Annotated in this window: 21 protein-coding genes; 3 read left to right on the top strand and 18 right to left on the bottom strand. The window is 47.2% G+C overall.

The window, feature by feature from the left end; all coding sequences use genetic code 11:
* Position 1 precedes the first annotated feature (1 nt).
* From WD312_00665 to WD312_00620, 10 genes are all read right to left on the bottom strand, one after another.
* The gene (locus tag WD312_00665) at positions 2–829 is read right to left on the bottom strand and encodes a pilin (protein ID MEX2563619.1); all 828 of its coding nucleotides are present in this window, start codon (positions 827–829) and stop codon (positions 2–4) included.
* A 13-nt stretch (positions 830–842) separates the two neighbouring features.
* Positions 843–1565, bottom strand: a complete 723-nt coding sequence (locus tag WD312_00660; protein MEX2563618.1) for a hypothetical protein — start codon at positions 1563–1565, stop codon at positions 843–845.
* Positions 1566–1626: 61 nt separating this feature from the next.
* Positions 1627–2319, bottom strand: a complete 693-nt coding sequence (locus tag WD312_00655) for a hypothetical protein (protein ID MEX2563617.1) — start codon at positions 2317–2319, stop codon at positions 1627–1629.
* A 6-nt stretch (positions 2320–2325) separates the two neighbouring features.
* The gene (locus tag WD312_00650; GenBank protein ID MEX2563616.1) at positions 2326–4164 is read right to left on the bottom strand and encodes a DUF87 domain-containing protein; all 1839 of its coding nucleotides are present in this window, start codon (positions 4162–4164) and stop codon (positions 2326–2328) included.
* A 23-nt stretch (positions 4165–4187) separates the two neighbouring features.
* Positions 4188–4850 carry a hypothetical protein gene (locus WD312_00645; protein MEX2563615.1) on the bottom strand — a complete coding sequence of 221 codons (663 nt, stop codon included), beginning with the start codon at positions 4848–4850 and terminating at the stop codon, positions 4188–4190.
* Between the two features lie 87 nt (positions 4851–4937).
* Positions 4938–5375: a PrgI family protein gene (locus WD312_00640; protein ID MEX2563614.1), complete on the bottom strand. Its 438-nt coding sequence runs from the start codon at positions 5373–5375 to the stop codon at positions 4938–4940.
* Between the two features lie 103 nt (positions 5376–5478).
* The gene (locus WD312_00635) at positions 5479–6510 is read right to left on the bottom strand and encodes a hypothetical protein (protein ID MEX2563613.1); all 1032 of its coding nucleotides are present in this window, start codon (positions 6508–6510) and stop codon (positions 5479–5481) included.
* Between the two features lie 17 nt (positions 6511–6527).
* The gene (locus tag WD312_00630; protein MEX2563612.1) at positions 6528–8636 is read right to left on the bottom strand and encodes a hypothetical protein; all 2109 of its coding nucleotides are present in this window, start codon (positions 8634–8636) and stop codon (positions 6528–6530) included.
* Positions 8637–8645: 9 nt separating this feature from the next.
* Positions 8646–9845 (bottom strand): hypothetical protein, encoded by a 1200-nt coding sequence (locus WD312_00625; protein ID MEX2563611.1) that lies wholly within the window; start codon positions 9843–9845, stop codon positions 8646–8648.
* A 51-nt stretch (positions 9846–9896) separates the two neighbouring features.
* Positions 9897–10847: a hypothetical protein gene (locus tag WD312_00620; GenBank protein ID MEX2563610.1), complete on the bottom strand. Its 951-nt coding sequence runs from the start codon at positions 10845–10847 to the stop codon at positions 9897–9899.
* Between the two features lie 69 nt (positions 10848–10916).
* Between WD312_00620 and WD312_00615 the strand changes: the two genes are divergently transcribed.
* Both WD312_00615 and WD312_00610 read left to right on the top strand, forming a co-directional pair.
* Entirely contained in the window at positions 10917–11855 is a 939-nt protein-coding gene (locus WD312_00615) for a peptidoglycan-binding protein (protein ID MEX2563609.1), read from the top strand.
* An 11-nt stretch (positions 11856–11866) separates the two neighbouring features.
* A complete protein-coding gene (locus WD312_00610; GenBank protein ID MEX2563608.1) occupies positions 11867–12778 on the top strand; it encodes a hypothetical protein in 912 nt (303 codons plus the stop codon).
* A gap of 100 nt (positions 12779–12878) precedes the next feature.
* On the opposite strand, the gene rsmA is transcribed toward WD312_00610, so the two are convergent.
* The 3 genes from rsmA to WD312_00595 all read right to left on the bottom strand — a co-directional run bounded on the left by rsmA (position 12879) and on the right by WD312_00595 (position 16189).
* Positions 12879–13697, bottom strand: coding sequence for a 16S rRNA (adenine(1518)-N(6)/adenine(1519)-N(6))-dimethyltransferase RsmA (gene rsmA / locus WD312_00605; GenBank protein MEX2563607.1), 819 nt, complete (start codon positions 13695–13697; stop codon positions 12879–12881).
* 70 nt (positions 13698–13767) lie between these two features.
* The gene (locus WD312_00600) at positions 13768–13938 is read right to left on the bottom strand and encodes an AbrB/MazE/SpoVT family DNA-binding domain-containing protein (protein MEX2563606.1); all 171 of its coding nucleotides are present in this window, start codon (positions 13936–13938) and stop codon (positions 13768–13770) included.
* Between the two features lie 250 nt (positions 13939–14188).
* A complete protein-coding gene (locus WD312_00595; GenBank protein MEX2563605.1) occupies positions 14189–16189 on the bottom strand; it encodes a UvrD-helicase domain-containing protein in 2001 nt (666 codons plus the stop codon).
* A 232-nt stretch (positions 16190–16421) separates the two neighbouring features.
* Here WD312_00595 and WD312_00590 point away from each other — a divergent pair, with 232 nt between their 5' ends.
* Positions 16422–17489, top strand: a complete 1068-nt coding sequence (locus tag WD312_00590; GenBank protein ID MEX2563604.1) for a peptidoglycan DD-metalloendopeptidase family protein — start codon at positions 16422–16424, stop codon at positions 17487–17489.
* 546 nt (positions 17490–18035) lie between these two features.
* Here the strand turns inward: WD312_00590 and WD312_00585 are convergent.
* The 5 genes from WD312_00585 to WD312_00565 all read right to left on the bottom strand — a co-directional run bounded on the left by WD312_00585 (position 18036) and on the right by WD312_00565 (position 23831).
* The gene (locus tag WD312_00585; protein MEX2563603.1) at positions 18036–19568 is read right to left on the bottom strand and encodes a YifB family Mg chelatase-like AAA ATPase; all 1533 of its coding nucleotides are present in this window, start codon (positions 19566–19568) and stop codon (positions 18036–18038) included.
* Between the two features lie 46 nt (positions 19569–19614).
* Positions 19615–19998: a TraR/DksA C4-type zinc finger protein gene (locus WD312_00580; protein MEX2563602.1), complete on the bottom strand. Its 384-nt coding sequence runs from the start codon at positions 19996–19998 to the stop codon at positions 19615–19617.
* Between the two features lie 39 nt (positions 19999–20037).
* Positions 20038–21564 carry a hypothetical protein gene (locus WD312_00575; GenBank protein MEX2563601.1) on the bottom strand — a complete coding sequence of 509 codons (1527 nt, stop codon included), beginning with the start codon at positions 21562–21564 and terminating at the stop codon, positions 20038–20040.
* A complete protein-coding gene (locus WD312_00570) occupies positions 21557–23068 on the bottom strand; it encodes a hypothetical protein (protein MEX2563600.1) in 1512 nt (503 codons plus the stop codon). The genes WD312_00575 and WD312_00570 overlap by 8 nt, the downstream gene beginning before the upstream one ends.
* Before the next feature lie 241 nt (positions 23069–23309).
* Positions 23310–23831, bottom strand: a complete 522-nt coding sequence (locus WD312_00565; GenBank protein MEX2563599.1) for an NYN domain-containing protein — start codon at positions 23829–23831, stop codon at positions 23310–23312.
* Positions 23832–23963: the final 132 nt, after the last annotated feature.

Here is a 23963-nt window from a genome sequence, read left to right as displayed (position 1 = left end):
TTTAATGAGTGTACGGCTGACAATTAGAAGCATCTAGAGCGCTCGCCGGTACGCCCAGGTTCGCTGCTGACTGTATTATTGTATCCCGCCGATTTCGGCATTCTTCAATGGTATCCGAGAAATACCGCTCAGGCCCGAAACGGGTATCGGGGAATACGCGCGCATAATCAAAACGAGCGATGTACCCAACAGCTCCATCATATCGAGTGACCTGTTCTGGATTGGTGCACATACCGGACTGAATATTATATATATTATACTCGTCCCTTACATTATTTATTTGTGCGGCTTTTTGGAGGCACTGTTGAATTGCGGCATCCTCCGGGTCGCTCGCGCCGGCGATATATTCAAAAAAATTGTTTCCCATCCAATCAGACGACACCGTGGCTGTTGTCACTCGATTGCGCATAAACCCATAGGATGATTGATGCTCAATCTCGTCACCCCCGATTGTTAAGCTGAGGATGGTCGGATTAATGGTGTAAAGAATGAGCCAGGCACCGATAGCAAGAAAAAGGCCGTATAAAGCATTTTGAATGGTTTCTTTTGCTCCAGATACTTTGCTCGCATTGTCCCCGGCCGTCATGTATTGCAATCCGCCAATCACAATCATCAACACCGCGAAGACCGTGGTTAAACTAAGCAGTAGAATGAACATCTGCTGAAAGTAATTTGCCAGCCCGATCCCTCCGGACCCATCGATCCCTGGTAGTGGCACCAACGGCACGTAATCATTTTGAGCGTACGTAACCACCGGAAGTATAAAAGCAAGAACCACTCCCCCGAGTATCTGATACTGTTTTTTTATTATAATAAATAAAGTATTCATGTCTCTCGATGAGCTATAGCCCGTATCTGACATTCAACTGATCTCGGACAAGATGATACAGTGAGTTTTGCTTCTCCACCTCTAACCCGAGATGCGCCGATCCATTGCCTTCGGGGGCACGCATGGTTAACGCGGAAGCATCGTCTCCTGTGAGATCCTGATCTATATCCTCTCCGTTAACACTCCAGCGATAGAGGAGCCCTAGATCGACCGCGGACGCAACCGTGAAGTAATACGGTACGGCGCGAATAGTTGCTTCTTGATCACGCATGTGAAATGTTCCCATAAGTGCAAATGCAGACTGAGTACCGTAAAGAGGGCTTTCGGGATACAAAACAACTTCCGGAGCTGATGGTTTTAGTGTTACTGACTGACTTATCTTATTACTGTTTCTTAGCGTAACCGAGATCGTGTGCTCTTTTTGCGTAGACCCATTGAAAACAAACGCATCTTCTCCCACTCCCTGGCGCATCTGTCGCCCATTAACTTTCCAAGTAAATTCTGTAACAGCTGGATCAATAGTTTCACCTGTCCCGACACGATACGGCACTGCCTGCAGTGTTACCGACGCACCCGGTGTATAGCGTGATTTTCCGTCATACAAAACCGGCGTATACGACTCTGCCTCCCAGATCAGATCCACGTCGACTTCTTGCGCTTGAACTAGAGCGCTTGGGGCAAGTATTAGCAAAAGCGCTATCGCAAGACCTGTAAATACTTTATGTTTTATGCTCATCGCTTGCATTATAGTGTTATTCTATCACGTCTATTTAGAAGTGGGGTGAGCATATTATCCACTACATTGCTGACTGTGCTTTTCGACGCGCGGTTCGGCGGATGTTTCCTTTTACGCTTACCTTGCTTGCCACTGCCTGGAAAAGCTCATTGTTCGTCATGATCCGTGTCAAAACAACATTAATTGTTGCCGTAGGGAGAACCGCGAGAAACGGAACATACGCAATAACAGCTGTAATAACCCACATCACAACCTTCTTTGTTTTCGGCAAAACACCGCTGTAAAGATAGTATGGAACGATAACAATGGTAAGCAACGCAGCAGCAGCTGTACTCGCAATTGAAGAGATTACAAATATCGTCACGATAATGTCAACAATATCTTTAATGATCGCGAGAAACAGAACAACGTAGAACGGCCACCCTGTCAGCTTTTTCTTTGGAGTTTGGGAGACGCTCTGCTCTAACTGCTCCTGCCTTCGGCTCGCTCGAAGCGCCTGACGAGTTTTTGCGCGAGCCCGCGTTAAACCACGTTGTGCAACCCGACCTTTACGCGACCCTCTTCCAGTTTTTTGCTGTTGTAATCTTTTTTGCTGCCCACCCTCACCCTCTTTTACCGCAGACTTCTTTTCTTGAGAGAAATCTTTTTCAAAATCCTCTTCATTTCCCATCTTAGGACCAACCCCTCCCGGCGCTACCGGTGCCGGACCTGTCTCTCTTCTCGTATCGTTGCTATAAGGGCGCGGTTCTGGCATGGAAGGTTAATTGATCGGTTCTTGCTTCTCGTCACTATCCTGTTCATTAAATTCTTTTTTGGACTTCTTGATCGCCATGATCTCAGAAGGGTCAGACGTAATGATCTGATCTTCGGTATAGCTGGCTATTACTTTTACCGCGACATGCTTCATACCGGCAAAGAAGATACCTTCTCCAACATCTGACTCCATAAGGAGATATTTTTCCTCTTCAGTAAGATGGAAGATCTCTTGAAGTCTTTCCGCACCGGAAGGCGACTGCTTCATCAAAAACTGCATCGATGAGTTCGTGATGATCGGTAAGCCGTAAGGAGACTTGAGGAAGTCACCGACATCTTGAGTGATCGTCGACAGACCAAGGTAGTACTTTCGACCTCGCTTCGCCAGTCCAAGCAGGAACGAAGCGGTATCTTCAGATTTCATCATCCACCACGCCTCGTCGATCACTAACAATCGCTTCTGAAGGCGACGACGGATCGCATTCCAGATATGGTGGGTAACGATGTACATCGCCACCGGCTTCAACTCGTCCTCCATGTCTCGCAGGGAAAAGACGATGAACTTCTGCTCGATATCCACATTGGTTGCCTGGTTCAGAAAACCAGCCCATGTTCCTTCAGTATACTTTGAAAGGCGTTGCGAAAGCGACTCGGCTCCTTCCATACCCGAAAGTACCATCTCAAAGTCCGACAACAAAGGTGCTTCGACCTTGGTCAGATCAGCATCCGGGGTAATATCCTTAAGAGCATAGGTTTCCGTGATCGCCTTATCGATAATCGCGTCTTCCTCCGGCGTCAAACCACCCATCATGATACGGAACAAACCCACCAGATGGATAATGTTCGAGCGAATGATGTTTGCGGTAGACTCGTCTTCGGTCGGCACCGGCAGGTCAAACGGATTAATATGGTGCTGGGAAGTAAGTGAGATATTAAAGTACCGACCACCAACAGCTTCCGAGAGATTTTCGTATTCGCGCTCCGGGTCGAGCACGATCACCTCAGTGTCAAACATAAGTGACCGAAGGATCTCGAGTTTCGTTCCGTATGATTTACCTGAACCGGACTTGGCGAGCGTAACTGAGTTGTAGTTCTCAAGACTGTAGCGATCAAACAGAACAAGACTTGAGTTGTGACGGTTAACACCGTACAAGATCCCTGAATCAGCCGTGAGATCAAACGAAACAAACGGAAAGATGCTCGACAGCGGGGTCGAATTCAACTTTGAGTGAACTTCGAGCTCGTCAGTTGATATCGGGATCGCACTACGAAAACCTTCCGCCTGCTGGAACAGGGCCGGTTTTACGTAAATAAGTTTTGCCTCAAGGATCGAATGGATCTCTGATTCTATTTTATCCAGTTCGTCCTTATCGTCTCCATAGATACTGAGATACAACCCAACATCGAACAAACGTTCCTGCGCCTGCTGAAGTTTGTCACGCAGATTCTCGAGATCCTGATAGGCAGTGTCAAGTTGCGGATCACGTACCAGCCCTTTATCTTCCCGCTCATGGATCTGACTTTGCACCTCTGCCACTTTTTTCTGAAACTTCTTCAGGATCTGACTCGTCTCGATCGGGTGAATAAAGATCGATACGTCAAAAACTTTATCTAGATTGATAACCGGCGAGAACCAACTTTCGGTAAGATAACGCGGGTACGAGATCACAAACAGTGTCCGCACGATCTTATTACCGAGATGAAGCGCTTTCGGAGTGATCTTAAGCGCACTCGGGGCAATTATATCCTCGAGCTCCAAAGACTCCGCGTTCATTAATTGATGTGGCAGGATCGGACTGTCGTCAGATGCTTCTTTTTTTGATTTTCCAAATCCAAGGATACCCATATATATAGTGCAATTACCGCGATTTATTCATCATCCGATTTATTGACCGGAATATCGGTCTCGCCCGGGTTAAAGGTCTGGTAAAAAAGTTCAGTCAACTCATCGGTACCGAGCCGAGCACTGCGAACACCGGAGCGGATCAATCCCTGCTCCACAACAGACAGCCGTGCCTCAAGCTGGCTTCGCTGCTGATCAAATGTTTGCTCAGCTGCCTCCTCTTTCTCGTCGTCAGATCCGCCCATGCCAACTAACCCTTTTAATTTATCCGCAATACCACCGCCGGAAGTCGATATTGTAGTTGGCGTATACGGCACAATAACGTAAAAATGCTTCGCCATTATATTTGTTTTGGCGGTAAAGGTCTTAACGAATTCTATATATTCTTTTGTTTGAACCTTTAGAAGCTCGTTCACTTGTTCTTTTTGACGTTCCGCAAGAAGCTGAAGGTACGGACGAATATCAAGTCGACGGGACTGAACACAGATCTGCGTAGAAAAATCGAGAGAATTTAAAAAGTTCTGGAATTGATAGAGCGTAGACTCCTGCTCTTCTTTTGATTTCAAACCAAAGTTAACCGTTGAGGTCATAAGTATGGCCCGCAGGGATCCGTTCTTGAGTATCACAACGTCGTCGCGAATCTCTTTGATCGGAATAAAATCTTGTGATGGAGTGCTTCGTTTTGCCATAATAATGAGCTTTCTCTAGTGTATCATATCGATACGATGAACAATTCAGTCTTGTTCGTATGCGTTACATGTTAGTTATGCAACTGATCAAATAGTTTCATCTGACAGATCTTCGTCTTTCTCTCCGGTCTTGGTATCCAGGTCCCAGGTGAGATCTTTAAGCTTACTGCTCGACAGTTTTGGCACATTCGCCTCCTGCTCTTTCTTATCCGCCTCCGCGATTTCTTTCTTCGTAGGGGTTTTACGGTGCCGATCCCAAATATAGAGCTTTGAGCCTACGGCATAGTAAAACGCAGCCTCCATCACCTCAATGAACGGCTTTTCATTAACCTTGTAGAAAGCAAGCGCAAATGAAAACAAAGCAACTGCAGCTATGAGCGGCAAAGACAGGACCGCATACGGCACCACGAACCACAACCCCACACTCGCGCCAATACCACCCGCGAGGTAGATAAACTGCTTGAGCGTAAACGGTCCAAACAGCTTGCTTTCTATTTCAATATATTGAGGGACGTGAAAACGCATACAATTAATTTACAGGCATAGTGACTCTGTCATCATACCACCCCCCCATATTCTGCGCTGAAGGGTGCGATATGTGCACAGCATTATTATAACAATCAATACGCTAGGCCACAGGCTCTCTGTATGGATCTTCTTCTTCACCGTACCTTTGGTCGGGGTCGTTCGTGCCCGGCGACTCCTGGCGCAACTCTTCTTCTGACACCGTATCATTGGGCCTTGTTTCTCCATCTGGATCTTCAATACCGGCCAGCACCTGGTCACGATTTAAATTACGGTGATCGTGGTCAGTCTCCCGAAATGAATCAAATCCGCCGATGGAATAATTGGCTGTCGACGCTCTCTGCCCTTTCTCGCTTTCTGACGGCTGTTTTACTTCTCTCTTAACGTCAATCCCATCAAGCTGCTGGCTATCCTGCGGACCCTCGTTTTGTTCCTGGCTTTCCGGCATGTTTGCATAAGGTGAACGCGGAACATCCTTCTTGAGTGACCGGTCAACACCGTCCTGTTGCTCTGCCGACTTACGAAAAGAGATCTTATCCCAAATACTTTGTGAAGGTTTTTTTGCCGGAGATGAAGAGTGGCCTTGTGATCGCAGCCGTGTTTGAGGAGCGCTTATCGGTTCTCCAGATGTTCCTGGAAGGTTATCGGGTGCCGGCACGTTGCTATGTTTCTTTACTTTTGATGATAGCGCTTCGTGCGCCGCCTTGCGAGGAGAATCAGGGACAGATGACATCTGGTCGTCGGCAACAGTCACTACCCGCTCATCACTCTCTTCAGTTAGAGTTGAATCTAATTGTTGATCGTCAAACGATTCTTTGTCGTCCTCATGTAAAGGTATAAGGTCGCTAACGGGTTCAATTATCTGTTCGTCCACCGATTCAATGATCTCAGCAAGCTCACCATCATTTACTTTGACACCGGACGCAAGCTCATCAGCAAACGCAGAAACAGGCTTTAGCCCCATCAATACGTAATACGATTCATCAATAAGACGGACAACTTCTTCGTCGGAGAGGTTGTATGTTGTTGCAATATCGCGAAGCCGATCCTGAATATTGTCGGAAACTAAATACGACCTAAGCTCGGGATCGAGTTCGTTTATGTAGTTACCTATTGTCTCGTGAGATAGTGTCATATGTAAATCGCTACCAATTATTTAAGTTGAGAAGTTCCACCTTTATCATCCTGCCCCTGCCCACTTGCCGGCATATCAATAACACCTGCCTCTATAGCGCCTTTAACCGCATCAGCGAGGTTGCCTGCCGGATCCTTTTTCTGCTTGTCTTTCGCTTTCTTTCTCATCTCCCCAACGTCGTCACCCATTCCTTTTTCCATCTCCTTAAGGATATTTGCTTGTTGCTGCGTGCCGGCTGTAGTTAACCCACCCTTGGACGCTTTCTGGCGCTGTCGTGCCACCATTTTCTTTGCAACTTGATTTGCTTCTTCATGTTTTTTCTCGCTGTTCTTTTTTGCATACTCAGCCTCTCTTTTCACAGCATCACGCTCCCGCTTCAGATCTCCCGGAATAGCTTGCTCGCGTTCCTGCTCAGCTCTTCGAAGTTCTTTTTCCTTATCCTCTAGATTCTTTCGTGCCTGAATAGCATCAGGAGTACTTGCTTTACCATCAAATTGCTTCTTTTGTTCTCGCAGCTGATTCGCTTCACTATTAAGCCCCCGCAATCGCTCATCATGACCTCGCACCCGCGGATCCTGTGAGATCCTGCCTTCAACATCCCGTAGATTTACCTGATGTCGTTCAGCCTCTGCGTCTACTGATCTGGTCATCCGCTCTCGGGTTTTGGCCGTCGATTCGCTAGCTACTTTTTCATACGTCCCTCGGCGTTTTTGTTCTGCTTTTGCCGCGTCTGCCGCTGATTTCTTCCCGCCGTACTTCGCGCTCGCGAGCTTGCGCGTGGTCATATCTCTGAGCGATGAACCCACAAACGTGTTGGCGAGACGCGAATCACCAAACCTCTCTTCAGCTCTTTGCGCAGCCCAACCTATTGTATTACGCCCAGCAAAGCCACGAGCTCCGTTTGCCGTCCTTTTGCCTACAGAAACAGCCGCCGCCGCACCGTGTGCGCCAATGCTATTTGAGATAATAAGCGCTCCGCAGGTAAGAGCGATTATTAAAAAGTAATTCATTAGTGTCCCAAAATGGTTTATGTCACCTTGGATAGCCGAGGCGAGTGCCGGATTAGCAGCTCCTTGAGGAAGAGACGTGACAGCAACCAAGCTTTGACTGCTAACCATACTGGAGACCAGAAAAAGCATGAAAAGCGCAACTGGAGCAAAGAACGCTTGCTTCAACAATCCGTTCCACCACTTACCTCCCACCGAAGACAGCTGGGGCAAAATAATTCCAAGAAAACCGATCGGCGAGAAGACCATATAAAATATCAACGCCACGAAACGTATCAGGAACATAATTGCCAGTGCCCCCAGAACAAACATAAGGACCCATAAAAGAACGGTTCCTCCTATGTAAACGACAGCTACTGACCTAAGTGTCGGATCGGCATCTGACTGATGTAATAATGTTTGAATATTAAGACCTCCTATGATCGCGGATGCCGGCCCTTTTACGATTATTGGATCATCCTCATTTACAAAAACGGTTCCATCAGGCATCTCAACCTGCATATCTTGCGGCGCGGGCTGCACTGTCTCAACGGCGTTATAGAACTCAATAGCGAGAACATTTGAAGCGTCAATAACCACCTTGGTAGCAAACAAACTGAAGTTAATAAGCAGTGCGGCGACAATAACTCGTACAAGCATCTGTTTAGCGCTTGCTTCGTTCATTTGTAAAATGATCCTTATCGCTATATAAAGAATGATGAATATAAAAGCAACATTGACCATGTCACGAATGATCGTCCAACCTGTATCGATCATTGTGATATTTTCAATATTCTCAGTAAACTTAACAACAGACCATTCAAGACTGATCTCAAATAAATATACGGTCATCTGAAACAACATCACAGTGAACTGGAACAAGAAAGATGCAATGTCGACGAGTATATCTATAAATTTAGCGCTGGCCATCTCCTTAACTTTCTCGCCTCCAGTAGACAACGCCCAAGAACCTGCTTGATACCCCGCATTAGCCAAACCCACAGGAGGGAATGCCATAAGAGCCGCGCCTCCGATCCATGTGTCGTGAAAACTAGCTTCAGCTGAAGATGGTCCGAAGCGCAAATATCCTGCTGTTGCCAGCATGAGGAAGAAAAGTACTGTGTAAATTGCTCGATTCATAACTAACTACTAAAGGAATCCACCGCCACCTCCGCCGCCAAGCCAGCCACCGATGAAGTCGTCGATTACGTCGCTCACGTAGTCTTCTGCTTCGCTCTCAAGATCATCAATGATATTTTCAAACTCTGCCTCGTAATCAAGATTGATCAGGCCGTTAATAAGCTGATCGAATGAATCAAGCAACGACCCATCGAGAGCAAGTCCGTCCATGATCTTGTTCTCGATCTCTTGACAATGCTCATCTAACTGCTCGGCAACTTCTTGATGTTTATCAAGACCAACAAGGGACCGCTCGCAAAAATTAACCGCTCTATCATACCTGTCACGGTTTAGCGTTCCTGGCGTAAGGATCTGGTTATCACTATTCGTAAGAGCATGGGCCCCACCGCTCCATTCAAGCTTCTGACTCTCAATCTCTTGAGCTTCCCTTTCACGCCGCTCTGATTCTCCTTTAGACTTTGTGTATGCTCCGTAGATATGATTATCAGAATTTCCCAAAGCCGAAAACAGGCCGGCGTAGCCGCCGTGGGAAAAATCTCCACTCATAAATTCATCGACGTTTCCGTCAGTTGTTTCGTGAAGATTGTAATTCAGATCAAATTCCTGCTCTTGCGCATTAGATGTCTGAAGTGAGCGAACTAACCCTTTTTGATAGTTCGGCGTGTCATTACTGTTGGGAGGAGTGTAGTTGTCGCCGTTGTCACAAAGATCATCACGGTCAAAACTAAACTCCTCTACAAGAAATCTATTAAACTGACTATTTGAAACATCCTGGTAGTATTGATCAGGGTCGGTCTCAATAAATGAATTCTCTCCCTCTTCACAATCATACTGCGGAAGGTACTGATTGTTCATGTATCCTTTGTATCCCTCGACTGAATCATCAATGTTTGTTTTTGATTTCTCAGCAAGCGCGTCTTTGGATGCTTTTTCTCCTTCCGGGTGATCCACCGTAAACACTTCAAGGAGTTTTTTGAGCGTCTCTGCGGCGTTTGCATTTTGCTCAAGATTTTCTTTATTTGTTTCTTGAATATTACTGAGAATATTATTCGCCTCCTCGCTTACCTCAATATGATCTTCATCAGTCACCGGCACGCTCTGGCCGCCACCTTGAGCGTACACAGCAGACGGCAAAAATACACCGCCCATGCTTACAGTAAGCATGGCAAGCCCGCCCACTACCCAGATCTGTTTTGTAAATGATGTCATCACAGTGCCCTCGTGCTAAAAGTTTCGTTTATCATACTCAGTATACCGCACCTACAACGTGGAACCAGGCTCCCCCTGTGCAAAACTCACTTCGTGTTCTTCCAGATACGCAACCAGTTGTTCATAGCTCTCTACAAAATACTTGCTTTGCGGTTTGTACGCTCCGGCATTCACTACTCCTCGTATCGGATCAAGTGAGAACAGCGTCATCCCGGCCACACGCTTTTCCAGCAAACTCGAACTATTCAAAAGCGCAAGATGCACCTCAACCGCGTCCTCTGGAACATTCAACTGCACAAGTTCGTTTTGCATTCTCTCGTAACGCAGCCGTGTATTTCGCAATTCATTAATAAGTTCTTCACGCAACCCTCCATCGTCAATCTCTCGAGCTTTTCTATAGATCGACAGTGACGTCACATTGTAAGGGGAACTATTGTCGATAAATATTTGTGCAACCTTGTTACCGTAGTCTCGGCGATCTTCATCTGCAACCTTATCATTTATAGTGAGGTCTTTTTGAGTATACGCACGAAATCGACGAAGTTCATTTTTTACGTCCGCCCGCTCAAGAAAGCCGCGAAGCGCCTTTGATCGGTCAAACTCGCTTATGTCACTGTAATTAATAAGCGGCTCATCAACTGTTTGGTTGTAGTATTCAAGAAACTCTCTTGTCCAGGAATCTTCCGGATAATGATCCGTCATATTTTGACTCTGCTGAGAAATTTCTGTGGATTCTGCTGTTTTATCGCTATCTGTTGAAGCTGTTGAGTGACCACGCACTTCTTGATCTTCCTCCGAAGACTCTTTTGAACTGCTTTCCGGCCTGTCGCCGGAGATATTCGGGCCACCTAACTCATCCGCACCTCCTCTCGCAACCGCAGAAAATCCATCACGTGAATACGGCACGGAGTCAGCGTCAAGTCCCATGAAAAGAAACACAGCTCCCCCTACACTGACCGCTACGCCGATAATAACGAAAGTAAATTTCTTGCTCGGTAACATTCCTAAATTGTATCAGACTTTTCCCCACCTTAACCTGTTGATTGCAATCGCTGGTGGTATACTTTGGACATGAAACAGATCTCACAAAGAAGCGTGCCGAAAAAGGCGTCAGGCATCCTTACTTATTCGATAATTTTTTCAACTTTTATCGCTTTCGGTGTCTTGTTTGGCACATCTCAAGTAAATGCACAAGATGCCGACTTGATCCGATCGCTCCAGAACCAGATCAAACTACTTCAACAACAAATAGACGCATTTCAAAACATTTCTCAACCAACAAATAACGTTGGTGAGATTACTTCAAATCTCTCTCCTGGCGACCGCGAACCTCAAGTACGCACACTCCAGCAAGCACTAAACAATGTGCCCGGGATCCAGATCGCCGCAAGCGGTGCAGGCTCGCCAGGCAACGAGACCGATTTTTTCGGCTCTCTTACAACCCAAGCGGTGATCGCCTTTCAAGAAAAGTATCGCAGTGAGGTCCTGGACCCATGGAACCTCGCACATGGAACCGGTTTTGTGGGACAGACAACACGTCAAAAGCTCAACGAATTTGTAGGTGGTGGATCTACCCCGAAGCAAACAAGCGAAGCAAATATTGAACTAAACACTTCTGAGGAAGATCCGAAAGAAAGTAATGCGCCCGCAGTGACCGGCTTATGGAACGAGCCAAAGATCACTCGCATTGAACCGGCTAAGGGCACGAATGGTGACAAAATAACGCTCTACGGACACAATTTTAACACCAGACGCAACACGGTCATGACCAACCATACTCAGCCTGACCAATACCAAGAGGTGGCCTCAAAAGACGGCGAAACACTCACCTTCACCCTTCAAACAACGGTCGGGGAAGAGCTTGAAAAACAACTGAACGCTGTCCCTTCAGACAAACTTGATCAGGTGCGTTCACAATTCCCAGAAGAGCTCTTGGTACAGATCAAGGTCGTGAACGAAAGCGGCGAGAGCAATGTAATACCGTTCTTTTATAAATCCTATGGTAATTAGTTATTAAAAACATGAGATCATCAGTTTATTTTTCTATCGTTGCAGTGGTGTTCTCTACAACACTGATCACGACAGCTGTATTTGTAACAGCACCTGAACAGCGCATTGAGGCACAAGGCGGAGGAGGATCAGAGCATTTCGGAGGAAGATTCACGACTATCACAAATATTTGCTGCGATGGAACGATCATGCTGGAACACGAAGCAGTTGAAAGCAGCCTCCCTGACGGCACATTCAAGACGAGCTGGGCAATGTCCGCGTATCGCCAAACCTACTACTACCCGCTTCCTCAGAGCTGCGCGCTCGGCTTCGTCACGACCGGAACCAGCTGCGTAACCCTTACCTCGTTCTGTGAAAGCTCAGAAACACCTGACTACGATATATCCATGGTCGGCTCAAGTTTCCCCGGCTGCCAATTCAGCAGCGGCTATTCAGGTGGGGGTGGCGGAGGTGGAGATGGAGGAGGTGGGGGCGGAGACTCCGGTGACAGTGATGACTCTGACTCCGGTGGTGGAGACGATGATTCTGATAGTGATACTGATTCGGGAGACGACGGCTCAGACACCGGCGGTGACGATACTGACGAGGATGAGGAACCAGTAGAGTGTGGCGAGGAGACCCAAGAAGGAAGCTACGCCTGCGGCGGCGAGTTGCGCCTTGTGCCTGACTACTGGGAAGTTAGAGAAGACAGAGATATTACTCTCTCGATCGTTGCGACCGGTGGCGCCGGGGGGCCGTATGAATACGAGGTACTCACTGACCTTCCTGACCACCTAACACAGTTCGAGGTTGAAGAAGGAGGATTGTATCTAACCGGCGAAGTTGATGACGATGGAAATCATTATGTCGATATTCGCATCACAGACCGTGAAGGAGGTCAGGTCACTGATACATTACGTATTCGGGCAAGAGACGACGACTAAACAAAATTAAATAAACAGAAAAGCGGCTACGTATAGCCGCTTTTTCTATGCCTTTTCTTGCCTGCGCTTCATTTTTTTACATACGCCCGGAAGAGCTACTTCAGGAGTTCTGCATTGAAAAAAGCTCTTTTGCGAGACAGTGCCACTGCGCAGGCCCAAGATCTTCTGCGCGCACCTGAGTATCTATAGCACACGCTACAAAAGCCTGCTCTACTACCTCAGAGCTGAATCGTGCTTTTAAGTTACCGGCGAGCTGTTTGCGTTTCTGGCCGAAGCCAAGGTGGAGCATCTCAAAAAACTGCTTTTCATCGATCTCTTTAAAGAAAGCCCGGGAGATATTCTCAATAACTAAAATAGCCGAATCCACCTTCGGTGGAGGGTTAAAGCTTCCCGCCTTCACAACACCAGCCATTTTTGGCTCACCGTATGCTTTAACTGAGATCGAGAGCAGGCTTTCCTTCCCCTGCTTGTTTCCCTCTCGGGCAATAATGCGCTCAGCAACTTCCTTCTGGACTAGAAGCACCATTTTCGTCGGTTGGTGCGAAGCGGTGAGAAACTGCCGGATGATAGCGCCGGTGATGTAGTAAGGAATGTTAGCAACAAGGGAATATTTTGTATTCAGTATTCCGTATTCAGTATCAACGAGATCACTATTCAGAATATCATCCGCGATCACACTGAGAGTACCTGCGGACACAGCGTCAGCGAAACGATCTCTAAGTTCAGTGGCAAGTGCTTCATCTTTCTCCACCGCGACAACGCGCGCACCCGCATCCAGAAGTGCTTTGGTCAGCACGCCTCGGCCCGGCCCGATCTCAAGCACTTGTTCCCCATCAGTAATGTCAGCTGCATCAACAATGCGCTTCACTGCACCTTCTGAAGTTAGGAAGTGCTGTCCGAGTGATTTCTTTGGTTTCATAATTGCGGTTTCATATTCGGTTTCATGCATAAGGCTACTCAACCACCTTCGACCCAAAAACGCAATAGTTTTATTCTTTCCAGTCCCGGACAATGATCCTCTCACCGTCAAGCTCAAGGGTAAGTTTTTGGCGCTCTCGAATACCAAGTGCGCTAACGATCTCAGACGGAATAACTATAGAGAGGCTTCTGCCGCCAACACGAGTTACCTTACGTATAAATTGAATATTCTGTTGAGCCATAGAGTAAAAGGATTATTACATGCTACGTAAGCAGAGCTTGCTTCAACTACGCTCGGGTGAAACGAGAGCGAGCTCACGATCGATCCTCGCTTGTTGAAGTAACCATTACGTAATAGTTACGTAACTATTACGTAGCATTAGTGTACCATAACAACGTCAGTGAAACCGGCGCCGAGGAGGCGCACGACCCAGAAAGAGGTGGACTTCTTTTTTTGTATAAGCTGTAAGCTAATACCTATAACCTGGATACCTACCACTCGATCCGCACGATCGGGTCGTCATCCAGCATACCAACACTTCCTCCGCCAGTAACCTCTTCAGGCTCGTCGCGGAGAGCCAACGTATCGTCGATGTCTTCGAGAAACTCGGACGGCATCTGAAAGTTGGTTTTCCCGAAAATGGTGCGCATGCCGGCATAGGTTAAATACAGTTTAGCGCGCGCTCTGGTGAGAGCCACATAGAACAAACGCCGCTCTTCCTCCTGCTCCTCTGTTTCCTCACGCGACTGTGGAAAAAGATCCTGCTCAAGTCCGACCACAAATACCCGATCAAATTCGAGGCCTTTCGCCGCGTGAACGGTCATAAGCTTTACTCCGGCCTTATTTTCCTTTAGCTCGTCCTGGTCAGATGCCAACGCCGCGTCAGAGAGAAGCATCTCGATTCCCTCGTCAGGTCCAAGTTCATCGTATTTACGGGCAAGGTTGGCGAGCTCATACATGTTTGCCCGTCGCTCTTCTGCGTCTTCAGTTCCTTCTGCTTTAAGCGCCCGGTCAAGGCCGGATTCACGGATCACATAGCTTACCAACTCAGACGGTACTGCCTCCTGCGCCATTTTGCGAATATTCTCAAGAATAGCGCGAAATTGCTCGGCAGCCGCAAGCTGCTTCGGGCCAAGTTCGCTATCTTTATACTCGATCATCCTCATCATTGTTGCCTTGCCGATCCCTCGCGCCGGTGTATTCACCACACGCTTAAAATCAGTGATCGAGGCCGGGTTTAACGCTGTTTTTATATAACCGATAACATCTTTAACCTCTTTTCGCTCAAAGAACCGTGTTCCAAGCACTTGATACGGCACGTCCCGGTTAAGCATAGCCTCTTCCATCGCCCGAGACTGAACATTGGTCCGGTAGAGAACCGCAATCTCTTCGGCCGGCACCCCGCTGGCGATCATGTCTTTTGCTTCACCGGCAATATACGCGGCCTCCTCGCCCTCATTTCGAAACCCACTTATTGTAATGAGTTCCCCGCCGGTATTTTGAGTAAAAAGACGCTTCTCCCGTCGAAATTGATTCTTTTCTATCACGTTATTGGCAGCTTGGAGAATGATCTGAGTTGAACGGTAGTTTTCTTCCAGAACCACGGTCTCGGCTTCCGGATAGTCCTGCTCAAACGTCAGGATATTCTTGATCTGCGCCCCGCGCCACGAGTAGATCGTCTGATCCACATCTCCCACAACACAAATATTACGATGCTTCTTGGCGAGGATCTGCGCGATACGATACTGAACATGGTTCGTATCTTGATACTCATCAATATGAATATACCGCCAAAGGTCTTGATAAAACTCTCGAACTTCAGTATCCCGCTCCAGAAGCTGGAGCGTTTTTAAGAGCAGGTCGTCAAAATCCAGTGCTTTTTCATCGGCAAGCAACGTAGCATATTTCCCCCATATCTCACCGGCTACTCGCCGTATCGGCGAGACCACTTGTTGCTGCTGTGCCAGAAACTCATCTATATCTTGTGCTTCTCCTTTCGCTCGAGAAATAATACCGAGCACCTTTCCCGGCTCAAACTGCTTTGGGTCGTATCCCGCTGCCTTAAGCGCATCGCGCACCGCCCGCTTAGAATCAGACCGATCGTAAATAGAAAAATGTTTAGGAATATTCAATCGCACTGCGTTGGCACGTAGAATATGAACTCCTAGCGCATGAAATGTAGAGAGAAACGGTGTACCAACGTGAGAGATGGGCTCGTTTAACTGCCTATCTTGAGCCAGTTGCGCTCCAACCCTCTCCCGCATCTCTGCAGCAGCTTTGTTGGTGAAGGTAATAGCAAGAATATTCTCCGGTGCTGTCCCTTGCGCGATAATATGAGCGATGCGCGAAACAAGTGTTTTTGTTTTCCCGGCCCCGGCCCCGGCGATTATCAAAAGAGGTCCGTCAGTATGCTCAACCGCCTGCTGTTGCTGTTTGTTGAGTTTGATTGACATGTTTTCCGATGGTGAATTTTGACTGAGAGCATCATTCATGTCGGCTTATCCTACCACATTTTTTATACACATCCGGAGCTTGACTTAGTAGGTCAGTACGCTAGAATAGCCAGCGTACTGAAGTAGATGGCATGCGACGGCCGAACCACAGCTATTCTGAGGCGCACGCATCATTGTTTGCTAAATCAAGCCTATTTTACCTACCCAGCAGGACCCTGATCCTCTGAATACGAAACGTTCAGATCGGGTGACACACAGAGGGATTGGTTCAATGAGTATTCTCGTCGTGGCGGCGGCACTCGTTGGAAGTTTTACTATTGGTGTAACCCCATACACAGCCGAAGCGGGATTCTTTTCATTTATTAAAAACGCTCAGGCTCAGCGCAACTCCTCCACCCCTCCAACCGGCCTCCCTGATCAACCAAACAGCCAAACAATGGCTCTTTTAAGCGCTCCACATAATAATAATCCGGGTGCTGTTGCTCAAGGAGGAGGTGATATATTCATCATCGGCAACGAAGCACTTCTGCCGGGAAGCCGCTCTGATGGTATAGATCGCGACGATCTTAGCGATAATGAAGGTCAGATCCGTGAATACGTGGTCCGCGAAGGTGATTCTCTTTCCCATATCGCTGAAATGTTCGATGTTTCTGTAAATACAGTGCGTTGGAGTAATGACATTGGTGCTAATGAACCTATTATTCCCGGCCAAAAACTGATCATCCTACCAATCACCGGTATTCGCTATATTGTGGAAAGTGGTGACTCTATAAGCTGGATAGCGAAGACATATGGTGGAGACGCTGATGAGATTCGGGAATACAACAATATTAAAGACAGCGATCTATCAATTGGTGATGAGATCATCATCCCGAACGGTGAGATAGTTAAAGCAAGCACTGAAACATCATCTAGCAATACTCACACTACACCTTCGAAACAAACTCCCTCCTCAGCCCCGAGTCATAGTGGTTATTATAGCCACCCTGCCCCTGGGGCGATCATAACCCAGCGAACCCACGGCTATAACGGTATAGACTTTGGTGCTTCCTACGGCACACCAATTGTTGCTTCAGCACCCGGCTCAGTGATCATATCTCGTAGTGGTTGGAATGGTGGATATGGTAATTACATTGTGATTGATCACAACAACGGCACCCAGACACTTTACGCTCACAACTCACAAAACACTGTCTCGGTCGGCCAGAGCGTCCAGCGTGGCCAAGTTATTGGATACATGGGCTCTACCGGTCGTTCGACCGGTAACCACGTTCACTTTGAGGTACGTGGTGCCCAAAACCCATTCGCGGCTTGCGGACTAAGAACACAGTGTCGCTAACAAATGGCCGCTAACAACTGAGACACCTTAAACAACTACTGCTTACAAAAACCGCCAAAGGCGGTTTTTTGTATATCTACTGATTCTAGTTCTAGGATTATTCTAATACTATTTTGGGACTGTTTTGTTGCCTGATACCACCAAATCATTAGAGATCTTGATTTATTCTAAATAAACTATTCTGTAATTGAATCAACCATCCTTGAACAATTCGTTCACACGATCTGACAGTTCTACACATCTTCTATCTGTATATACTATTAAATTAAAACTTCTTTATTATATATGTAGATAAGTGGATACTACTGTAATAAAGCTAATTAGAAGGGATATAAAGGTGTTGTTGGTGGGGATTAGAAAGGAGTAGATGTTGGGTAGTGGGTATAACTTTTCATTATATATCATCTTATCCCCATATCCCCCTTTCTACTCCCCTTGTAATCCTATAGTAATCCCACAATACTACACATGTTATACCAACCTTTTCCCCATATTTATCCCCATTTTGCCCTGAAGCAGGGTTGTTTATACACTAATACATATCAATTACTGCGTCTGTGGTCTGTATGTGACAGCTTCAAATACATGTTTCGCTTGTACTTCATTACTTTCCTCTAGATCTGCAATGGTACGAGCGACACGGGCGACTTTATAAAAACTTCGAGCAGAGAGGTTATGGTATACAGCGGTTTTGGTAAGAGTGGTGTGAGCTTCAGATGAGAAGTTGCCGGTCTCGATGATCTCTTTTGAGGAGAGTTCATCGTTTGTATGTATATTGCTGTTGTTTTGATTAATGCGTTTTCGGGCCATACTCCGTGCTTTTTTAATGCGTTTTTGTATAGAGAGGGTGCTTTCCGATGGTGCGGAGTAATCAGTGAGTTTGCTGTGGTCTACGTCAGCAACCGTAAGCCATACATCAATACGGTCAACAATTGGACCTGAAAGACGTTGTTCGTAGCGGCTTAGTTGATACGGGCTACACCGACAAACCTTCCCTTCTGTTCCATAGTTGCCACATGGACATGGATTCATTGCTGCGATCAGTATGAAATTAGCGGGAAAGGTAGCGTGCCCGGAAGTTCGGGCGACTGTAATAGAGCGGTTTTCTAAAGGTTGTCGCAAAGATTCCATAACCCGCCGGTCAAATTCAGGGAATTCATCAAGAAAAAGAACACCTTTGTGGGCCAGAGTTATCTCGCCTGGTTTTGGTATCGTTCCACCACCGATAAGCGCGGTGTATGACGAAGTGTGGTGAGGAGATCGGAACGGCCGCTCCTGTATAAGTGGTCCGTCAGTCAACTCACCGGCAACTGAGTGGATTGCAGTGATCTCGAGGGATTCATTAAAGTCAGGTGGCGGTAAAAGTGATCGAAAGGCTTGAGCGAGCATGGTTTTACCGGTACCCGGCGGACCACTCATGGCAGCGTTGTGACCTCCGGCTGCAGCGATCTCAAGCCCTCGTTTCGCTGACTCTTGCCCATGCACCTCAGCCATATCAATTGTCGGTCGAGGGGGTTTGTGGCGTGACAGCTCAGGTGAGGGTTCAGGATCACGTTTAATTTCTCCGGTAAGAAGTCCGATCAGCTCTGTAAGATTACCCACACCATATACGTCAATACCACTGATCAAAGCGGCTTCAGCCGCGTTTTCTCGGGGTACATAGAGCTGTTTAAAGCCTTTGTCCTTGGCGTGCCTGGCAAGCGAAAGTGTTCCGGTAATTTGACGCGTACTGCCGTCGAGTGAGAGTTCTCCGGCGATAAGGGTGCTGTCAAGCGGAGCGCTAATGTCTTCATTCGCAGTAAGGTAAGCGATCGCGATAGCACAATCAAACACCGACCCTTCTTTTTTGCTGTGGGCCGGTGCAAGAGAGACAACGACCTTATGGTTTTCTTGTTTAGGAGAGGTGTAGCCACTGTTTTTCAGAGCAGCGGATACACGATCCCTCGCTTCCTCAACCGCCTTATCAGGTAAGCCGACGATCGAAAAGGCATATAGACCGCCGGAAATATCAACCTCAACTAAAACACTTGTTGCTTCAAGGAGATGGACTTGGGCGCTGTGGGCAAGAGAAACACTCATAATAAATAAAATACAACAACACCCTGTTCTTTTTTAGAATAGGGTGTTACACAGTTTCCTCTATGTCGGATTTACACGTTTTTGCGGCCGGATTTGCTTCTAAGCGATCTTCCTCAATTTTTTTTCCACACACACTACAGATTCCGTACGCATCTTCCTCAATTCGTTCAATAGCGTCTTTAACTTCATTAAATCGTATCTCTAGTTGTTCAAGGATGGCGACGTGCTCCCCGTATTCCTCTATATCGTCGGCTTCCTCGTTGAGATCCGCGGAATGTGGTTGATCGAGGTTGGCTGCCACAGCCTCCCAGTCCCCCGGGGTGTCGGGATTTATTCGCCCGATGGTTTGAAGTTCGGCGATCAGGTTCTCCATTTCCTCCTCAAGTTTTCCTTTATAGTAGCCGAGGTCAATTGTGTCGTCTGTACTCATACTTTTATTATAACACAAGGGAAGGCCTAGAAATTACACTTAAAGACGTTGTGCGTTGCGATACGCTCCGATAACTTGGCGAAGTGCGGCTGTGTTCGGGGCGATCACGATCGTTTCAGTATCAACGAACATATAAACTAACACCTGGTTCTCTCCTGAGTCGTAGATCACCCGCGCATCCCTGTTTTCAACGGTCTGGTCTTGTGAGTTGGTTGATCCTGTAAATGAAATGGGGGTAATTATGCCGGCTAGATCATGAGCTATGTTTGCTTCCCATTCAAGCATGGCCGGATAGGTCTGCTCGTACGAGGAGGTGGTGAGAATAATAAAGGGTACTTTCTCAGCGCCCAATACACCAAGTACAAATTCGTTGTTAAGGTTTCGGGTAAGAGCATTCGGAGCATTTTCCCCTACTATCTCCATTAGTTGTGTTGCAGAGACCTGCTCACTATCTCCGGTTTCTTGCAGGACCGGGAAAACAGCAACCTCATCGGATGTTTGTTCTGACGCTGATACTATTTCGCTTGCAATCTCGGCGATAACATCCTCTCGATCACGTTCGTTTATATAGATCGGTGCGCTGGTTTGGGCCACGAGTAAGTTCTGGTAGGTAGTTATCTCAGCTTTTTCCTCTGGAGCTAGAAAAACCAAGTATCCGACCACTATAAGCGCAACAAGTCCTGCGGTGAGTAGGATAAGGCTGGTGTAGAGAATGAACATCTGGCTGAAGGAGTGTTCGGTTTGCGAAGGGACTTCCTTCTTTTTCTTTTGTAACTCAGCGTTTCTTATATCAGAAAGCGACGGGTCTCTTTTTTGTATATCTTCTCTCGCATCACTTCCGTAGGTTTGGATCGACGGCATCTTTCGACGAACCTCAGTCTGTGTTTTTAGTGCAGCCGGTTCCCGCACCGCTTCTTTTGGCGTTTCCGGCTTTGTTTCGGGTAGCACTTCTTCAGTTTTTGGTTGAGTCTGAGGTTGTTGCGTTGGCTGCTCCTCGATCTGAGGTTGTTCTGGTGGTGTAGGTGTCGTTGCTGAAGGAGTTGGTTTGATAGGTTTTGCTCCAGGCGTTTCTTTATCGGAAGCAGCTACATTTTTAGGTTCTGCGATAGGTGTCGTAGAAGGATTGTTTCCCGCGGTCTCTACTTTTTGGGCCTCTATTTGATTTCTTTTTTGATGTCCTTGATTTTCTGCGTTTCTTGATGGATTCCTTTCCGGGTTTCCTGGTAGTAGAGACGCCTTTCTTCCTCTATTCATTTCCTCAGTCGGCCACTGCCAGTCGTGCGGGGCTTTTGCTTTTCTTTGCTCTTCATTGTGTCTTTTTTCTATCTCGCTTAAGCTTGGCTCTGAGTATTGTGTAACAGGTTCTGTTTTCTTCATCATTTCTCCTTGATGGGCGAGAGCCTCGTCGGAATCCGGGTTTGTTAGACTACTGTGCCCCACCCTCTTATCCGCCGGCTTCTTCGCCCCGTCGTCTGTTTTTTGGGCTTGTTTCAACCGGTGTCCGGTTAACGCTTCATGTGCGCGTTGCCGCGCTAATTTTTGTTGCTCGTTTAGATCATTATTCATAAGATTCATCGTTTTCAGGCCGAAGGGTGTCTAACTCAGTATTGATCTCTTCTTCACGACTCTCCAGTTGTCGGTACTCCGGTTTAAGTCGCTCGGTGTTAAGCTCGATGTTCTCAAGTTGCTGTTGAAGCTCCCAGCGTTGCTGTTCTGTTTCATGACGCTGTCTTTCCAACTTCCAACGTTTTCGCTCTGCCTCAGAGCGGGCAGTAGTATCGTCTGCTTCCTGCTCGGCTACGAGCGCTTGTTTCTTGTCTTCCTCAAGCTGCTGCTCTTTATGGTGAAGCGGGGCAAGTTTGCCGCGTACCTTGTCAGCTTTTTGGTTAAGCTCGATCCAGGTATCTTCAAGTTTGTGTTTTTTAGCTGTTATAACCTCTAGTTCCGCCATGAGTTGTCGGCCTTGCTTTTCTTTTTCAAGTAATTGTATCTCCAGGTCCAATTCTTGTTTTTGTTCCTCGATCTGACCGATCTTTTGTTTGGTCTCGCTCACTTCTTCCTCAATACTCTCATTTTGCTCAAGGGCGTCCCAGTACTGTTGCTTTAGATCATGGAGGTGTTGTTCGATCTCCCAGCGTTGATTTTCAAGGGTGTGGCGCTTTTCGCCGCTCGCACCTGTTTCCTCCTGTTCGATCGCACTTATTTGTTTTTCCAGCGATGTCTGTTTTTCGATGATCGGGCGCACCTGTTCGTTGGCTTGCTGGAGTTTTTGGTGAAGGTGGTTCACTTTCTCGGCAAGTGGGTCGATCTTTTCATCCAACTCCTCAATCACTTGTTGTTTACGGCGGATCTTTCTATCAGCTGCTTCGATCGGGTTTTCTTCCGGCATTGGTTGCGGGGTAACCCGGGGCTGTTCTAGCTCGCCCCTTGTTTCTTTTTTGGCACCCTCCTCTGGTGCTAATTTATTCTCAACCTCTTCCTGACCCTCCTCTTCATTGTTTTTTATTTCTTCTTCTTTCTCCTCACCCTCTTCTTCCTTCTCTTCTTTTTGAGTGTCGCTTGCTTTCTCAGGTTCTTGATCTTGCTGTTGATCGATCTCCTCTTCCGCTTGGGCTTCAGTCGCTTCCTTGTCTCCAAGGGCTCTTTCGTGTTCTATTTTCTGTTCAATGGAGGCGAACGACTGTTCATTTTCGTCTTCTTGCTCCTCCTGCCCATCATTGTAGGCATTTTCTATCTCAGCAAGAGTCTGTCCGCGCTCTTCAGCTGTATAGTGCCCCCCATTTTCTTTCCAGTGAGGCTCTTTTGCAGGGGTCTCCTTTGTTTGTTTTTCATTCGTCTCCGCAGGAGCGGTTTTCGCCTCTTTTTTTGTAGAGTCTTCTCTTTTAGGGACAGGAGTTTTACCGGAGAGTTCTTTTTGCGCTCGAGCTTGCATTGGCGCAGGCTCTTCATTTGTCCCCTCTCGCGCTTTTGCGAGGTCTTTATAAAACGTTCGGAGCTGCTGAAGCTTTGCGCTGTTTCCCGATTTTCTCTGCCCCTTGTTTTTTTGAAGCGTGCTTTGCTCGTCAGCCATAGAAAGAGCTTTAGCGTTGGATCAATACCAACACATGCGGATAATGTTTGTATTGTATCATGTATTTTTACGAGACTAACTATTTCTTATGTGTGTATATGAATTATATCCGGGTAGTCGCTTGGTGTGTGCGAGTTAGTACGTAATCACGCAGGCGTGACGACGACGGTTCGTTCTCAGTCTGTCCTGCAAACAAAAATCGCTCCTTGGAGCGATTTTATCGGTATGTATGTAGTAAGAGTTATCTCACCCAGCCTTTCCCCATTAGATAGCGCTTGGGGTTCTCGTCGAGGTCAATGAAGTCGTCTGCTTCTTCGATCAAGCGGCTTGAGGAAGAGCGTCCGAATGAGATAACCTCAGTTTGACATCCTTCTTTGACCCGAAGGTACTCGAGGAGAGCTGAAAAGTCTCCGTCTCCGGAAACTAGAATAATTGTGTCGAGTTTCGGGGCCATGCTGATTGTATCGAGGGCGATACCCACATCCCAGTCGCCTTTCTTGGCTCCGCCAGAGAATACTTGTAGGTCTTTGGTTTTTGTCTCTATACCAAGTTTCTCAAGAGCATCAAAAAAGGTTTGCTCCTCCCCTGTCTCGGTCGCGACCACATATGCCATGGCTCGGACAAGGTGCCGACCGGCGAGACCGTCTTTAACTATCTGACCGAAGTTGACCCGTGATTTATAAAGGTGTTTAGCGCTGTGGTAGAGATTTTGTGTATCGATAAAGATTCCAACGCGTTGCTCTTTATGCTTAATTACTGCCATAAAAATAACAAATTATAAAAATAATGACCTTCTCCTGGCTTGGTGTCCTGGAGAGGTTGCTAACAAATCATAACAAAATTAATGAAAAAAGACCGCCCCGGGGGGGGGGGGGGGGGGGGGGGGGGGGGGGGG

The sequence above is a fragment of the Candidatus Paceibacterota bacterium genome (genome assembly GCA_040905715.1).
GTDB lineage: Bacteria > Patescibacteriota > Minisyncoccia > Phycocordibacterales > CSBR16-193 > JBBDHZ01.
Note: the sequence above shows the minus strand (reverse complement) of the source record. Positions and strands in the feature narration are given on the sequence as shown.